The organism is Calothrix anomala FACHB-343 (genome assembly GCF_014696435.1).
GTDB lineage: Bacteria > Cyanobacteriota > Cyanobacteriia > Cyanobacteriales > Nostocaceae > Aulosira > Aulosira anomala_A.
On record NZ_JACJQG010000019.1, the window covers coordinates 64,333 to 79,845 of the forward strand.

At 40.5% G+C, this 15,513-nt stretch carries 15 protein-coding genes; 9 read left to right on the forward strand and 6 right to left on the reverse strand.

All coding sequences use genetic code 11. The annotated features are described in order from the left end of the window. Positions 1-238: 238 nt before the first annotated feature. On the reverse strand, positions 239-949 hold the full coding sequence (locus H6G08_RS13140; RefSeq protein WP_190542899.1) for a hypothetical protein: 711 nt from the start codon (positions 947-949) through the stop codon (positions 239-241). Between the two features lie 344 nt (positions 950-1,293). After that, positions 1,294-1,938 (reverse strand): J domain-containing protein, encoded by a 645-nt coding sequence (locus H6G08_RS13145; protein WP_190542901.1) that lies wholly within the window; start codon positions 1,936-1,938, stop codon positions 1,294-1,296. Positions 1,939-2,171: 233 nt separating this feature from the next. On the opposite strand from H6G08_RS13145, the gene H6G08_RS13150 reads away from it, so the two are divergent. Next, on the forward strand, positions 2,172-3,233 hold the full coding sequence (locus tag H6G08_RS13150) for a Tll0287-like domain-containing protein (RefSeq protein WP_190542904.1): 1,062 nt from the start codon (positions 2,172-2,174) through the stop codon (positions 3,231-3,233). Between the two features lie 158 nt (positions 3,234-3,391). Beyond that, positions 3,392-4,213, forward strand: a complete 822-nt coding sequence (locus tag H6G08_RS13155) for a MinD/ParA family ATP-binding protein (protein ID WP_190542907.1) — start codon at positions 3,392-3,394, stop codon at positions 4,211-4,213. A 336-nt stretch (positions 4,214-4,549) separates the two neighbouring features. On the opposite strand, the gene H6G08_RS13160 is transcribed toward H6G08_RS13155, so the two are convergent. After that, a complete protein-coding gene (locus H6G08_RS13160; RefSeq protein ID WP_190542910.1) occupies positions 4,550-6,193 on the reverse strand; it encodes a hypothetical protein in 1,644 nt (547 codons plus the stop codon). A gap of 433 nt (positions 6,194-6,626) precedes the next feature. Here H6G08_RS13160 and H6G08_RS13165 point away from each other — a divergent pair, with 433 nt between their 5' ends. The 3 genes from H6G08_RS13165 to recJ all read left to right on the forward strand — a co-directional run bounded on the left by H6G08_RS13165 (position 6,627) and on the right by recJ (position 10,595). Further along, a complete protein-coding gene (locus H6G08_RS13165; RefSeq protein ID WP_190542913.1) occupies positions 6,627-7,424 on the forward strand; it encodes a PD-(D/E)XK nuclease family protein in 798 nt (265 codons plus the stop codon). A 78-nt stretch (positions 7,425-7,502) separates the two neighbouring features. Continuing rightward, the gene (locus tag H6G08_RS13170; protein WP_190543023.1) at positions 7,503-8,147 is read left to right on the forward strand and encodes a GNAT family N-acetyltransferase; all 645 of its coding nucleotides are present in this window, start codon (positions 7,503-7,505) and stop codon (positions 8,145-8,147) included. 111 nt (positions 8,148-8,258) lie between these two features. Continuing rightward, positions 8,259-10,595, forward strand: a complete 2,337-nt coding sequence (recJ, locus tag H6G08_RS13175; RefSeq protein WP_190542916.1) for a single-stranded-DNA-specific exonuclease RecJ — start codon at positions 8,259-8,261, stop codon at positions 10,593-10,595. 203 nt (positions 10,596-10,798) lie between these two features. On the opposite strand, the gene H6G08_RS13180 is transcribed toward recJ, so the two are convergent. After that, positions 10,799-11,239 carry a hypothetical protein gene (locus H6G08_RS13180; RefSeq protein WP_190542919.1) on the reverse strand — a complete coding sequence of 147 codons (441 nt, stop codon included), beginning with the start codon at positions 11,237-11,239 and terminating at the stop codon, positions 10,799-10,801. A gap of 324 nt (positions 11,240-11,563) precedes the next feature. Between H6G08_RS13180 and H6G08_RS13185 the strand changes: the two genes are divergently transcribed. Further along, positions 11,564-12,088: a tetratricopeptide repeat protein gene (locus H6G08_RS13185; protein WP_190542922.1), complete on the forward strand. Its 525-nt coding sequence runs from the start codon at positions 11,564-11,566 to the stop codon at positions 12,086-12,088. 83 nt (positions 12,089-12,171) lie between these two features. Further along, entirely contained in the window at positions 12,172-13,095 is a 924-nt protein-coding gene (locus H6G08_RS13190) for a DUF3153 domain-containing protein (RefSeq protein WP_190542925.1), read from the forward strand. 139 nt (positions 13,096-13,234) lie between these two features. Here H6G08_RS13190 and H6G08_RS13195 read toward each other — a convergent pair whose 3' ends face one another. Together H6G08_RS13195 and H6G08_RS13200 are read right to left on the reverse strand one after the other, a co-directional pair. Then, positions 13,235-14,164: an alpha/beta fold hydrolase gene (locus H6G08_RS13195; protein ID WP_190542928.1), complete on the reverse strand. Its 930-nt coding sequence runs from the start codon at positions 14,162-14,164 to the stop codon at positions 13,235-13,237. 23 nt (positions 14,165-14,187) lie between these two features. Then, positions 14,188-14,622 carry a SufE family protein gene (locus H6G08_RS13200; RefSeq protein WP_190542931.1) on the reverse strand — a complete coding sequence of 145 codons (435 nt, stop codon included), beginning with the start codon at positions 14,620-14,622 and terminating at the stop codon, positions 14,188-14,190. Between the two features lie 180 nt (positions 14,623-14,802). Between H6G08_RS13200 and H6G08_RS13205 the strand changes: the two genes are divergently transcribed. Both H6G08_RS13205 and H6G08_RS13210 read left to right on the forward strand, forming a co-directional pair. Then, on the forward strand, positions 14,803-15,096 hold the full coding sequence (locus tag H6G08_RS13205) for a BrnT family toxin (RefSeq protein ID WP_190542934.1): 294 nt from the start codon (positions 14,803-14,805) through the stop codon (positions 15,094-15,096). Continuing rightward, positions 15,093-15,323: a DUF6364 family protein gene (locus H6G08_RS13210; protein WP_190542937.1), complete on the forward strand. Its 231-nt coding sequence runs from the start codon at positions 15,093-15,095 to the stop codon at positions 15,321-15,323. The genes H6G08_RS13205 and H6G08_RS13210 overlap by 4 nt, the downstream gene beginning before the upstream one ends. The last annotated feature ends 190 nt before the right edge of the window (positions 15,324-15,513 follow it).

Sequence of the window (15,513 nt, forward strand, 5' to 3'; positions counted from 1 at the left end):
GGATAAATGTAGGTTGGGTTGAGGAACGAAACCCAACATTTTCCGAAGTTTGTTGGGTTTCACTTCGTACCCTTCGGGAAGCAAGCTACAACCCAACCTACGCGGTTTAAGGTTTTTGACTGTAAATTTCTACGCAAAAACTGCAATAGCCTTCTCCAAAGCTGGAAAAGGCTATTGCGTGAGGAACTTATAGAAATTTTGTTTAAAGATGCACCTGATTATAATTTGGTATTACTTATTACTGCTGAGAATCGCCAGGTTTACTGGTTTCAGAATTAGTATCACTGTTGCTAGGGTTGGTGTTTGACTGGTTTGCGCCTGAAGATTGGCTATTTGTTAAGGTATCGTTTTGATTGTCGGAACTGGGGGATTTACTGGTAGAACTGGGTTGAGTGGGAGTATTAGGTGATGTAGTTGGCGCTGTTTGAGTAGTGGGTCGCTGGGGTGGAACTGTAATATTAATATTTGGTTGTGTAGTAGGTGCAGCTTTGACTGGAGACTGCTGTTGCGGAACGATTACAGGTACTTCTCTGGTTCTTTCGATGATTGTGGTTCGCGTTGGTGGAGATTGGCTAGCTGCGGGAGAAGGGCTGGCGTTAGATGGTACGGGAACAAGTACGGGGGTTACATTATCATTAGCTGTGTTGTTGCGCTGGTTAAAATACCAAAATGCGCCTACACCCAAGGTAACTAGTGAAGTCAAAATCACACCTAATAGTAACCCGTTAGCTGTATTACTGCTATCGCGTTCTGCTAAATTTGCTTGTTGATATCTCCGCTCGCTATCACGGCCATTTACATAACCAGTTCCGTAAGTATTAACGTTAGGTGTATTGTTAACTGTTTCGGTGGTTCTCTGCACACGAGTCCGGGTTTCACCGTTAGCATCTGTGTAATATTCTTGCTGACTTTCACTGCGATAATTTTCGCGATCGCCTGGATTATTCATAAGTTTTATTCCACTCCTCGATAGTAAAATTTGGTGACCTGAATCAAGCAATAGTCAAAGGTTTCTAGTTGGTTTTAAAATCTTTTTATCTAGATTTGAATGGGTTTTATTTATCATTTAACCTTCGATATTTCTGAGAATAACCTTTAGCTTCAGGGCAATGGCTCTATCGCGAGTAGGGATTTTTTCCTCCGTCTAAAGATGGAATATTATCAAGATTTTATGAAGTTAGGTGAGATTTATTACTCAGCCAAAGGGGACACTAAGCAAATCGAAGTGTCCCATCTCCTTGCTTATTTGAGTTACCAGTTAATCAGAATTAGCTTTATAAAAAGATTAATATCTTATCTCCAAGACCAATTGAGGTAGAACCAATTTTTAATTTTCTGACACCATCTTTTAACTAAAGGTTGAGAATTAGATACAGGTCTTGCTGATTTTGACCATCTGTTTGATGAGTAGGTAAAGGGAGTTTTGACACCGTTCAATTCTTGTTCTAGCTGTGCGGCTTTATTTAAATCTGAGGTGGCTCGATGTTCGTAGCCTAATTGAGAGCAAACAAACCCGCGATATTTGTAAGCCTGAATATAGCGAGGATTGAGGCGAATTGCTCTGGTAAAATCTGCGATCGCATGTTGATATCTCCCTTGGCTAGCGTTTTGTACACCCAAGTTGTAAAAAGTCTCTGCATTCCAGCTATTGACAGCGACTTTAGAGGAATTTCTCGGTTTAGCTGTTGATGGCGGTTCGCTGGTTGTGGGTAGCGGTTGAGATTTCAGGTGGTTATAAGCGACGTTGATTTTTTTGATTTTTTCTTCAGCTACCCGTTTTTTATCTGGATCGACAAAGCGATCGGGATGCCAAGTTTTAATTAAATTACGGTATGCTTGCTTAACCTGCGCCAGCGATGCTCCAGGTTTCAGCCCCAGAATTGCATAAGAATCATTAATGTTGAGTTTAAAATGCGATCGCGGCTGGTCGTTAGACATATCGCCAAATGAAAAAATCACTAACTTTCTACATCTATGCTAACGATTTCGCATTTATAATGCGTAATTCAGAAAGTCAACAGTCAACAGTCAATAGTCAATAGTCAACGGTCAACAGTCAACAGTCAACGGTCAACAGTCAACAGTCAACCGTCAACCGTCAACCGTCATCTGATCGAGTTCATAGGCTCCAGATATATAGGTAAAAAACATGGTTGATGGAATTTACCAACATGCTTGCGCGTCTAAAACTGGCTTCTCAATTTACGCTGTTGCTGTCACTGATTTTTATTACAGGAATCGGATTAGGGGGTTTTGCATTGTCGAAAGCGCTGGAACATAAGGCGCTGATGGAAATGAATGCCAGGGGACAAATGGCAATGAATATGATTAACTCGGTGAGCAGTTATACCAGTAATGATATTGCCCCACTGATTACCCAACTCGCAGATCCCGAAACTACTTTTATTCCCGAAACTATCCGCAGCATTGCAGCCAGAAGGGTATTTGAAAATTTTAAAAGTAATTGGCAATACAAAGACTTGATGTATAAACAGGCGACGCTCAACCCAACGAATCGTGACGATCAAGCTGACCGATTTGAAGCCAAAATCATTGAACGCTTTGATAGCGATCGCTCTTTAACCACAATATCCGATTTTCGCACCGAAGCCGGAGAGCAATTATTTTACACGGCTCAACCTGTAACCGTGAATAGTTCTAGCTGTTTGTCCTGTCATGGTAACCCAAATCAAGCTCCCAAAAGCCACGTGAAAAAATACGGTACACAAAACGGTTATGGCTGGAAGCTAAATCAAGTTATCGGTACTCAAATTATATATATCCCTGCCAGCGAAGTTTTTGCCAACGCCCGCAAAGCACTTTTTTTATTTATCAGCATCTTCATGGGCATTTTTGCATTAGTTATCCTCTCCATTAACTACTTACTCAAGTGGAGAGTAATTCAACCGTTAAAACCAATGGCTCAACTTGCGCAAACAATTAGTAGAGATACCGTCAGCATCAACGAAATCAGGGAATTAGAACGCCAAGGACTAAGCAAAATTGCTCATCGCACCGATGAATTAGGACAATTAGGGCGAGTATTTCAGAAAATGGTACGCGAAGTTTGCGATCGCGAACAACAATTATCCGCCCAATTACAACAATTGCGCGTAGAAATCGACCAAACAAAACGAGTACATCAAGTAGAAGAAATTGCCGAAAGCGATTATTTCCAAAAATTACAGCAAACAGCTAAAGAAATTAGAGAAGGAAGTAAGGGAGATAAATAATACCAATTTTGTATGAAGATGCGCTTAATTATTTTAAGAGAAAAAACGAACCGCCAAGATGCCAAAAAATAAGATATTAAGCGAATTTGGTACAGGTAGCTTCATATAGCAACGGTATAACAAATGCCAAAACACAAATGACAAAGGACAAATGACTAATGACCAAAATAATTTCAATACATTCTTTTCGCGGTGGTACTGGTAAATCTAACGTCACTGCAAACCTAGCTACTTTAATTGCGCGTACTGGTTTACGAGTAGGAATTGTTGATACAGATATTCAATCCCCAGGTATTCACGTGCCTTTTGGTTTAGATGAAACTAAAATTAAGCACACTTTGAATGATTATTTATGGGGACGCTGTGCAATTGAAGCTGCTACTTATGATGTCAGTTCTGTATTTGCAACTAAAAAAGGTTGGTTTACCAATAATCGCGGCAAAATTTATCTAATTCCTTCCAGTATTAAAACCGGGGAAATTTCTAGGATTCTCCGGGAAGGCTATGATGCACGGTTACTCAATGATGGTTTTCGCCATTTAATGCAGCGTCTTCAATTAGATTATCTCTTTATTGATACGCACCCAGGTATTAATGAAGAAACTCTACTTTCTGTAATTATTTCTGATGTACTATTGGTAATTTTGCGCCCTGATAAACAAGATTATCAAGGTACAGCAGTCACAATTGATGTAGCACGAAAATTAGAAGTTCCTAAAATGTTATTAGTAGTCAATAAAGTATTACCTAGTTTAAATACTCCAGCTTTAAAACAACAAATTCAAGATAGTTATAAAGTACCTGTAGCAGGGATTTTACCTGTGTGCGAAGAAATGTTTCATCTAGCCAGCAGCGATATTTTTTCAATGCGCTATCCAGAGCATCCTTGGACAAAAACTATAAGTGCGATCGCCCAATGTTTAACTGATAATCCTAAACCCACAAATCCGGCATTTAATTTTGGCAGAATAGCCAGATAATTCAAAATTCAAAATTCAAAATTCAAAATTAAAGACAGTAAATGTGTAGCTTGGATAGAACCACATCTATGGTAGGGGCACGGCATCGATAATATTTTGGTACATCCAATAATTTTACTGGTGCCGTGCCCCTACAGCGTGGTCTATTTACAGGAAGATGCTGTAATACCAATTGCAAAAAAGAATGCGACAGATTGTAGGGGCACTGGCACTGCCATGCCCTCTAGAATATTTTGATGTGTCGCAAATATTATTTAAATTGGTATAACTTAATTTGCGCGGTTTTCTCTGCGGCTCTGCGTGAGCTTTGCAAACTCCTAGCCCACACAGACCAAATTAATATCCTGACTGTGGAGCAGTAACTTTCCTTTCCGGTACAGGATTACTACCATCCCAAACAGACCTTTGTCCATCAGCATTAATGATAGTGATTTTGACTTTTTGAGCAGTGAAATTATCACCAAAAACTTGTAACCACTCATACCATTGTTGATCGGGAAGCGCATTCATGTCTTTAAAGTTAATTCGCAATTTTTTGCAAAACTCTCCCGGATAATCAGGATCGGGTTCTTGAGTACATAAGTTCTCTTGTTTTACCTCAATCCGCGTTTCCGATTTTTCATTATTAGACTCATCTAAATAGACCATTTGCACGATCGCACTTGTTGCTTGCGAAAGGTGTTCACCAGATATAGTTAAGTGAGGCTCGGCTTGGGGATTTTGTAATAAATCTTGCGGCTCATCCCACAGTACTACCTGGGTAACATTAGGGCCTGCTTTGCGCACAGCTTTACCGCTAATATAACCACCCGCGCTAATTCCCATCAGCACTAAAATTTCTTGGGGAATGCTTGGTAAAGAAGATGCGGTTGTATAGGTAACTAGCAAAATGACAATAAACGCAATCCCAATAATTAAATTCCAAACTACCTGCTGTACCCGTTCTAAGGCGATTATACCTCCATGTACTACTAAATCTGACCAAGAAGGATTCACATCGCCAGATCCTTTAGTACCACGGATGTTAGAAGTTGCTTGTGCTGTGACTAATGTGACTAAACTAATCAAAAAAGTATAGGCAAATCCAGATAAAGGAATGAACTCCCAAATATTTTGAATAATTCCCCTACCAATGAACAGAAATAAATAGCCAAAGACAATGATTGTCAGCCACCAAACAAACTGAGTTCGTGCCAAACTATAGGTGTTTGTTTGTCGCTCTAGTAATAGCCACTCTAAAGCATTGAGTTCTTTTTGATTAGGACTTTTGAGAGATTTTGGAGATACGTTACCTCTTTTTGATTCTTTAGCTAGCAGGTAGATAATTCCTACTAAAAACAAAGTCGCCAGGGTAGTTATACCAAAGACAATTAATGTAGTCAAACTACTGATAGGACGGCTGATATTGACCTGTAATTGCTCTTCGGTAATTTGTGGGTCAATACTAGTGGCGTTTCCGGCGACTTCTACTTTGATAGGATGAGTACCTCTCGGTAAATTCTTCAATTGAGAGTTGCTAAATGTAGCAAAAATTGCCTGCCCATCTTCTGCCACTTTGACAGTATTAGTAGTCGCAGAATCAGGAGGATTACCAATTCTGACGGTAATTTTATTTTTAGCCGAACTCTCAGCTTTAGGGAAATTGTTTCCTGTAATTACCAAATTCAGTTTGTCTTGGGAATCAGCACGAAAACTTTCTGCTACGAGTGACTGAGGAATGCTGACATACAATTCTTTCGGACTGACACCCCGAATTGAAGCTACATCAGCTACAGTCAAGGGATCGCTAGTTGGTTGTTGAATTACTGTGGTTGTGGGTGCGGGAGTTGACTCTGGAGTTGACTCTGGAGAACTTTGTTCTTCCTGGGCTTGACCAACTCCAAAAGAGGTAAATAGTAAGATGCAAACTAGCGCCAAGGATAGGAGAGGATAAAAATACCTCTTGCTGATACGTTTTCCGGCAATTTTGAATAGATGCATAAATATTGTCTACTGTCAAGCTATCTCTGAACCTATTTAACACACAAGTTACAATTCCCCAACCTCAAATTGCGTTGATTTAGTTGATGTGTTTCAATATTGCACCAGCTAACCTGACGCATCTTGGTTATGGGTATGAAAATACTGGGGGATTTTAGATAATGAGTTTTTTAATACATCCCAGTATCATTGTTTATTAAACTGCTGACAGTGCCTTGAGGCGATTAATTGTAATTTTTATTTAGTATTCAGCAATTTTGCTTGCTTTCTTGGGGAAAAGCGAGGTAAAAATTAAAACAATACCCCTGTGTAGCGAACAGAAAACCGTAAAATCTCCATCAAAGTGCAATCGTTGGTGAGAATTAACATTTGTTGGGGTAAATGCGATCGCTTCTCAAATCCCATCTGGAAAATAAGCTTCTAAAATAGAATAATGTTGTCAACTCCCACGCAATTATTACGTATATCCCAAGGACAACTCAATTTACTAGAACGTTGTCCCCGTCAATTTCAACATACCTATTTAGAAAACCTCAATTCTCCCGCAGATCCCCAACATGAAGAACGGCAAACTTTAGGTAGCCGCTTCCACCTGTTGATGCAGCAGCGAGAAATGGGTTTACCAATTCAGAGTTTTTTACAAGCAGATACCCAACTCCAAAGTTGGATGTCAGCCTTTGCTGCTGCTGCACCAGAAATTTTAGCACCTGCGACTAATAGCCAAATCTTCCGCGAAAGCGAACATTTTCGGACTCTGCAAGTGCAAAACTATTTGCTGACGGTTGTTTATGACTTATTAATTGCCGATAAACAAACAGCGCAAATTCTCGATTGGAAAACTTACCCCAAACCACCCCATAAAAGTAAGTTAGAAAAAAATTGGCAAACAAGGCTTTATCTCTATGTTTTGACAGAAACTAGCGAATACTTGCCAGAAAATATTTCTATGACTTATTGGTTTGTCCAATCGGCAGGTAAACCGCAAAATATTAAATTTAATTACAATTCTGTCCAACACCAAAAAACCGCCAATGAACTGAAAGAACTATTAAACGATTTAACTTATTGGTTAGAACGTTACCAACAAAAAGAATTATTTCCCCAACTCCCAGTAGGGAATAAAGCCTGTACCTATTGTCAATTTTCCACCCGATGCGATCGCACTCAAGCCAGCGAACCAGAAAGCGATGTATTGCCCAACCTTGCCAGTATAAAAGAAGTAGCATTGTGACGGCTAGGGGCTAGGGAGACAATTGTACAGACGCGATTCATCGCGTCTCTAATAAATGACCAATGACAAATGACTATTATGACCAACATTGACGATCAAGACGCCGTTTATGTGCGTGATTTAGGAATTGATGATATCGCTGATGTTTACCATTTAGGTGAAGAATTATTTACCAGCGATTTATATCCTTATTTATATAGAACTTGGGATGAATGGGAAGTTATTGGACTTTACAATACAGATCCCGAATATTGCTTGGTGGCGGAAATCGATGGTGAATTAGCCGGATTTATTTTAGGAACTATTATTACCAAAGCTTCTTGGACTTATGGATATATTCTTTGGCTAGGAGTGAATCCCCAGTTTCAACGCAAGGGAGTTGCAGATAAGTTAGTTGATAAAGTTGTCGCCCGAATGATTGAAGATGGGGCGCGGTTTATGTTAGTAGATACAGATCCGACTAACACGCCAGCAGTTAAGTTTTTTAACCGCAAAGGCTTTGGTAATATCCGGCAACATATTTTCTTGTCAATGAATCTCAGTAAGCACCCACATTATGGCAGACTGATAGATTATGAACATCAAAAAGCTGAAAGAGCAGGTTACAGGCGATCGCGTCCTGCTGCAATTCGTAGCCGCAAACCTGAGGGATTTTCCAATGAAGTAGTCCTCAATCCCCTAGTTAATGAACCACAGATAGATTTAATTATTAATGATGAATAGGGTATTGGGCATTGGGCATTGGGCATTGGGCATTGGGCATGGGGCATTGGGCATGGGAAATATATTAATTTTGAATTTTGAATTTTGAATTTTGAATTTTGAATTTTAATCATGCAGTGGACTTTAGCCGCAACTGAACAACCGCCAGAGTGGTTTATCAAAGCTGTGAAAAAGTATACTCCGGCATCAAGTGGATTGTATGCAGCCCAATTATTATGGCAACGGGGTATAAAAGATACATCGCAATTAGAAGGGTTTGTTAACTATAAAGCTTATCAACCAGCTAGCCCCTTTGAATTTGGGGAAGAAATGCATTTAGCTGTTTCTCGGTTGAAATTAGCCCGGAACGCTGGTGAAAAAGTGGCTATTTGGGGTGATTTTGACGCTGATGGAATTACCTCTACTTCCGTGCTTTGGGATGGTTTGGGGCAATTTTTTGCGCAAAACTCTCAGTTAAGTTACTACATTCCCAATCGCCTCAAGGAATCTCACGGACTCAATAATGCGGGTATTGATAATTTAGAACAACAAGGTTGTACTTTAATTGTCACCTGCGATACAGGCAGTACTAATATTGATGAAATTATTTATGCGCGAAAGCTAGGTATTGATGTCATCGTTACCGATCATCACACTTTACCCGCAGAACGCCCGCCAGTGATGGCAATTATTAACCCGCGCAATTTACCTAACGAACATCCCCTGTATAATCTTTCTGGGGTAGCGGTAGCTTACAAGTTGGTAGAAGCACTTTATCAAAGTCTGCCTGATGTCCCGCAACAGCCTTTAGAAGATTTGTTAGATTTAGTAGCGGTGGGGTTAATTGCTGACTTAGTGCAGTTAAGCGGCGATTGTCGCTATTTAGCCCAATTGGGAATTCAACGTTTACAAGAAGATTTTAAACAACCGCCCACAGCTAGACGACGCCCAGGTGTGGGGAGATTATTAGAATTGTGTCAGAAAAGTGGCGATCGCCCTACAGATATTTCCTTTGGTTTAGGGCCGCGCATTAACGCAGTAAGTCGGATACAAGGCGATGCGAGGTTTTGCGTAGAATTACTCACAAGTCGCGACATTAAACGATGTAGCGAACTAGCAGAAGACACAGAATTAGCCAATTCTCGCCGTAAGTCTTTACAGAAAGATGTACAAAATCAAGTAGCACAAAAGCTGAGTCAATTAGATTTATCTACCACAAGTGCGATCGTTTTAGCAGATGCTCAATGGCCTGTAGGCGTACTCGGTTTAGTCGCGGGGCAAGTAGCACAGGAAACAGGAAAACCCACCATTTTACTAAGTACAGAAGTCCCCCCAGAAGATGAAACAGAAACTAGCACCCAGCCTCTCGCCCGTGGTTCCGCTCGTTCCATCAATTCTGTTGATTTGTACCAACTAGTAAAAGACCAAGCACATTTATTACATCGGTTTGGCGGACATCCCTTTGCGGCTGGGTTGAGTATGGTAGTGGAGAATATTCCGTTATTTTCCCAAGCGATTAACCAAAGGTTACGTCAATCTTTGGGTGGTAAAACTCTCACGGCAACCATTCAAGCAGATATCACCGTCACCGTTGCAGATTTAGGCAAAGATTTATTTTTAGAATTGAAAATATTAGAACCTTGCGGAATGGGTAACCCTGTTCCCAAGCTATTAATTAAAAATTGCTGGTTTGAAAATGCTTGGCATCGCAATCAACAGGATGCCCAAGGAAAGAAAGTACAATATATCAAAACCGAGTTTGATATTCGGGATGATTCCACCAGAAACGCCTTTGCAGGGATTTGGTGGGGACATTACAAAGACGAATTACCCATAGGTAGGTGTGATTGTATAGCCGAGTTGGACTATAACACCTTTAAGAAACGCTATGAAATTCGGTTAATTGCTGTGCGTGCGAGTGTGGATTCTGTATTTACCACTCATAACTCAGATTTAATATTAGACTGGCGCAATCAAGAAAAATCAGAATTAAGTAATCAGCAACCAACGGTAGTTGTAGCAGAATGTCCGACAAGCTGGGATGATTTACGCGCTTGGTGGAAGCGATCGCTTTATACTAATCAACAATTAGCGATCGCATGGAGTAAACCCAATCAACAATCACCTAACGAGATTTGGCTGACTCTAGTGGGAATTGCTAAATATCTCAGTCGCACTAATCAACTAGTTACCCGCATTCAACTGTTACAAAAATTAGGTATTGGCGACCATACTTTATTATTGGGACTCAAGGCTTTAAAATATTTAGGGTTTACAGTACAGCGTCAAGACCGTTATTTACACATCAGTCAAGAAGCAAAAAATACGGCGAATGGGGGAACCCCACCTACACAGGCTGATACTGCTATTGCTAAATTTTTAGCAGCTGTGCGCGAGGAACAATTTCAAAGAGCGTATTTTGCAGAAGTACCCCTATCTACCATTGTGACGATGGTTAATAGTCAGTAGTCTTGCGATGCATAAAGATTGAAATGAATGAACCGCCAAGACGCCAAGAACGCCAAGCTAGTTAAGATTAGTATAGTGTGTCTAAGTTTTCTTAATCTCTGATCTCTATGTTCTCTGTGTTCTCTGCGTCTCTGTGGTTCAATTAATTCCTTTTTAACCGCAGAGAACGCAGAGGCGCAGAGGAAAAACCAGATTTGACAAATTTAACGCGGGTATAACAAAATGGAGCGCGATCGCCCTCTAAATTGCCGATAATTTGGTTGATAATCAGGACGCTGATCGAATACAGGATTTCTCAACGGCTGGTTACGAAACATCGGATGCACCATATTCGGATAGGTGACACTAGGATTGATAATGGTTTGCGGATAGGGAGGATAGGAATAAATGGTAGTTCTACGATAGTTATCGTCACCGCGACGGCGATAATAATTACCTCTGTTACCAGGGTGCTTATATACCCGATTTATAGGTATAGGAGTTGCTATCGAGCTACCGTAATCATACGAGCTTACCCCTGGTTGTGTATCGCCATAAATAATAATCACCGATTGGGCAGAAGCTGGGGCAATTGTAGCGCCTAACAATGCTAGCGTTGCACCTGCGCCTAACCAAGTCTTTTGCCAATTCTTGCTATTATGCATATTTTTATACCTCAAAAATTTGATAAACAAGAATTTTTAATTACACTTTTAACTACACTTACTGGAAAAAATTCCTCTACCAGCATTTTTGACATAATTCTTGAAACTGACGGGAAACTTCATCCTCTTGTAGCGTGCCGTAAAATCTTTTATATTTCCCACGCTCACAAATTCCATCCCCTCATGGGTAGAGTTTTTTATACCCATGCTCCATGCCCGATGCCCCATGCCCCATGCCCAATGCCCCATGCCCCATGCCAAATTTCCCAAAAACTGCTCGCATTGGCACAATAAATTAAGGCAGTAATGATTTGTGTGTAGAACGTGAATACTGAAAGTTTAGAAATTGCTAAATCTCACTACCAAGCCGGAAGAGTTGCTTTTGAAAACGGGCAATATCGAGAAGCTGTAGAGAATCTAGAGAAAGCTAGCGCCCTTGTGTCTCGCAATACTAAGCTTGGGGGTGAAGTAGATATTTGGCTAGTAACAGCCTATGAAGCGGCTGGGAGAGGTGAAGATGCGATCGCACTTTGCGAAAAACTCAAGCGTCATCCCTACTCAGAAATTAACAAACAAGCGCGGCATTTACTTTACATTTTAAAAGCACCAAAGCTGAAAAGACCGAGTGAATGGATGACGGAAATTCCTGACTTGGGTAAATTACCAGATAATGACGCCCAAACTCGTGTCACGCTCAAACCTCGCTCAACTTCTAATACTAATAAAAAATCTCCAGAACCGGAATTTGTCGATCTCAGCCAGGTCAATACAAAGGATAATCGCTTTATCTGGTTAGGGTTAATTGTGATCGGATTCATCCTTTCTTACTTGGTTTGGTTGAGTTTTTAAGAAAAACTTTCTTTACATCAACCCTAGCAAAGGTTACAAGTAAAGATTGGTTAAATATTCGCGCTTTTCGGAGATTTATAGTCATGAATTGGTTGTATTTAGGAAAGATTTTGGCACGGTTAATTAGACCATTAAGTTTTGTATTAAAAAAGCAAGAATTGTTTACAAAAAATGCTACTTACAAGTCGAATAGCCGTAACTTTCCTACACCACGCAACAGTCGGAACGGCAAAATTCCCAAACCGATTTTATGGTTTGTTTTATTAACATCTTTGCTGTTAACTGGTTGCGTAAAGTATGACGTAGGCGTAAATTTTGACCACTCCAATCATGGCGAATTTGTGCAGCACATTAAACTAGGCGAAAGGCTAACTAGTTTTAGCGGCGACTATGTATATGAATGGTTAGATAGTATAGAACGTCGGGCGCGGAAATTAGAAGGAAAAAGCAATAGGATTTCTCAAGAAGAAATAATTGTCTCAATTCCCTTTAATAATGGGCAGGAATTACAAGAAAAGTTCAACAATTTTTTTAATTCCCACGTTAATCAAAAAGCGGAATCTGTAGAAAATGAAGCAAATTCAGAATTACCAAAAATTGAATCTAACTTGCTCATAGAAGAAAACAACTTTTTACTATTAGTCAGGAATCGCTTAATTTATGATTTGGATTTGCGATCGCTCTCGTTAATCGCCAGCAATGGTAATGTTTTATCAAATACGGGTTCAATTCTCGATTTGGATTTTAGCTTAACAACTCCCTTCGGAGCGAAAAATTTAGCGATCGCGGAAAACGCCATTGAGCCAGAAAAAATCAACAATCAACTCGTCTGGAAGCTAAAAACCGGCGAATTAAACCATATAGAAGTACTATTCTGGCTTCCTAGTCCGATAGGTATTGGTGCATTGTTAATTGCTTTATTTGTTTGGGGTGGCTTATATCTCAGATATACATTTATGCCAGATCCCAGACTGCAATTAGCAGCAAAGGCTACTGTTACAGAATAGTTGAGTTTAGCTGTCAATAGTCAATGGTCAATAGTCAATGGTCAATGGTTAATGGTTAATGGTCAATGCTCAACTAACTATATCTTGGACTCTTGACTGTTGACTCTTGACTGTTGACTCTTGACTGTTGACTCTTAAATTAGATTAAAAAAGGTGAGACAGCTTCGAGAACTTCTGCTGGGTATTCTTCATGGAGTCCCAAGGAACCAGGAAGAACAACGCTGCGCACTCCTGGTAAAGCCGCGATCGCTTCCATTTCGGCTTTGGATTTTGGCGGACTCGATTCTGCAATGACAATCATTAGTGGTACAGATAGCGATGTCTGGCGACAAGCTGCTACGCATCTACGCACTAATGCGAGAAAATCAGATTGACTGTGTACCGCATCAATATTACCAGTGACAAAAGCCGCAGAAGCAAATCGCGCTCCTGGTTTTTGGGTAGTTTGCCATTTCTTGTCCATAAAACTGGGTGTTAATCTAGCCGCATCGACAAACACGTGGCGACGGTACATCCAATTTAAGAAAGATGGTAGGGTATTGAGTTTGTAGAGAATTTGACCCACAATAGGCGATCGCACTAATCCTCTCACCATACCTGCAATTTGCGAACTTGCGCCCATTGTCGGTAAAGGCCCCCGCCAAGTGGGAGCCGTTAACACAATTTTGTGAAAACTAGCAGGCTGTTTAACAGCTAATTGCAAAACGTAACTAGCCGCATGACCGGCTGCTATAACGTTAATTGCTGTGTTAAACACCGAATTAACAAAATCTGCTAAAAATTGCTGATATATCTCAGGACGGTAATCTAAACTCAGTCGCGAAGATTCGCCAAAACCAGGCCAATCTACAGCGACGACTTGGAAATGCGGCGCTAGTAGCCTCGCCAATTCGCCCATTTCTTCGCGGGTGGACACACTACTAAAAGCAGGGAGTAGCAATAAGGGAGAACCATGACCAAGAGTTTCGTACACTACCTTTAATGGTTGATTTTCCCAATTCCAGACAAATTCTTTAACTACTCCACCAAAGCCAACAGCGCTCTCAGTTGATAATAAATTGGTAGACATGAGTTTTTACTCGGCACTCACTACTACTGTTCTAATTTACATTCCAATGCTTTTTTCTGCATAGTTTTAAAAATGTTATAAAAACCGTTAGCGCGGGAAGGTGTCAGACTAACATTTAAACCAGTAGCTTGGATAAAATCTGGTGCGAGTTGGACAATTTCTGTAGGCGATGAACCATTTAAACCTTCAATTAACAGTGCTACTAATCCCTTAGTTAACTGCGAATCGGAATCACCTTGAAATTTCACCTTTCCATCATCCAAGCTTGCGGTGACATACACCTGAGAAACGCAACCAGGGACTTTATTTTCGGGTATCTTGTCAGCTTCCGGGAATTCTGGGAGTTTTTGCGCGTACCAAATCAATTGTTCATAGCGCCGCTTCGGATCGGAAGCACGTTGAAAGCGCTGAACAATCTTAGCTAAAGCAGGTGGTAAAGAGTCTGTAGAAGAAGACATAACAGGACTGGCAAATAAATCGGTCTTCCCTTGAGTGTAATTTATCTAGAGTGCGATCGCGTTTATCATGAGCATTTCCCAAGACTTGTGTACCCATTCATTGGGCAGTCGGGATTGAGGATTTTTGATTTTCCAGTTACTCCAGTTGCTTATGATATACATTGTAACTACACTGTAAGTATGAGCCAGTTGAGATTCGAGTGGGATGAACGCAAGGCTAAGTCTAATGAGCAAAAGCATGGTGTATCTTTCGAGGAAGCAGAAACTGTCTTTTATGATGAGAATGCCCGCTTAATCTATGACCCTGAGCATTCTATAGAGGAGGATCGCTACATACTGTTAGGGATGAGTGATTCACTGCGTTTACTATTGGTATGTCATCTCTATCGAGAAAGTGAAGAAGTTATTCGCATCATCTCTGCTCGAAAAGCTACGAAACAAGAGAGTCAGCAATATCACAATTTTTCCTTATGAAAGAAGAGTACGATTTTTCCCAGTCTGTTAAAAATCCCTATATTAAAAAGCTGAAGAAGCAGGTAACAATTCGGCTTGAAGAAGATGTGGTTGATTATTTCAAGGCTCTAGCTGAAGAAACTGGTATCTCCTATCAAAGTCTCATCAATCTTTATTTACAGGATTGTGTAAAATCCCAGCGCAAGCCGTCTTTAGAGTGGGTAAAGTCTAGTAAAGCGATGAAATAGCAGCGATCGCGTTTATCATGAGCATTTCCCAAAACTTGCGTACTCAGTTGTCTATCGCCACTGACTTGTACCGTTAACTTGTGTCGTTAACTCGCAGTGCGATCGCCCCTGCAAGAAAAAACAGCCCCCAAATTATTAGGGGCTGAAATTGTCGATTTCAACAAACTAATGAAAGCTAACTTAATCTTGC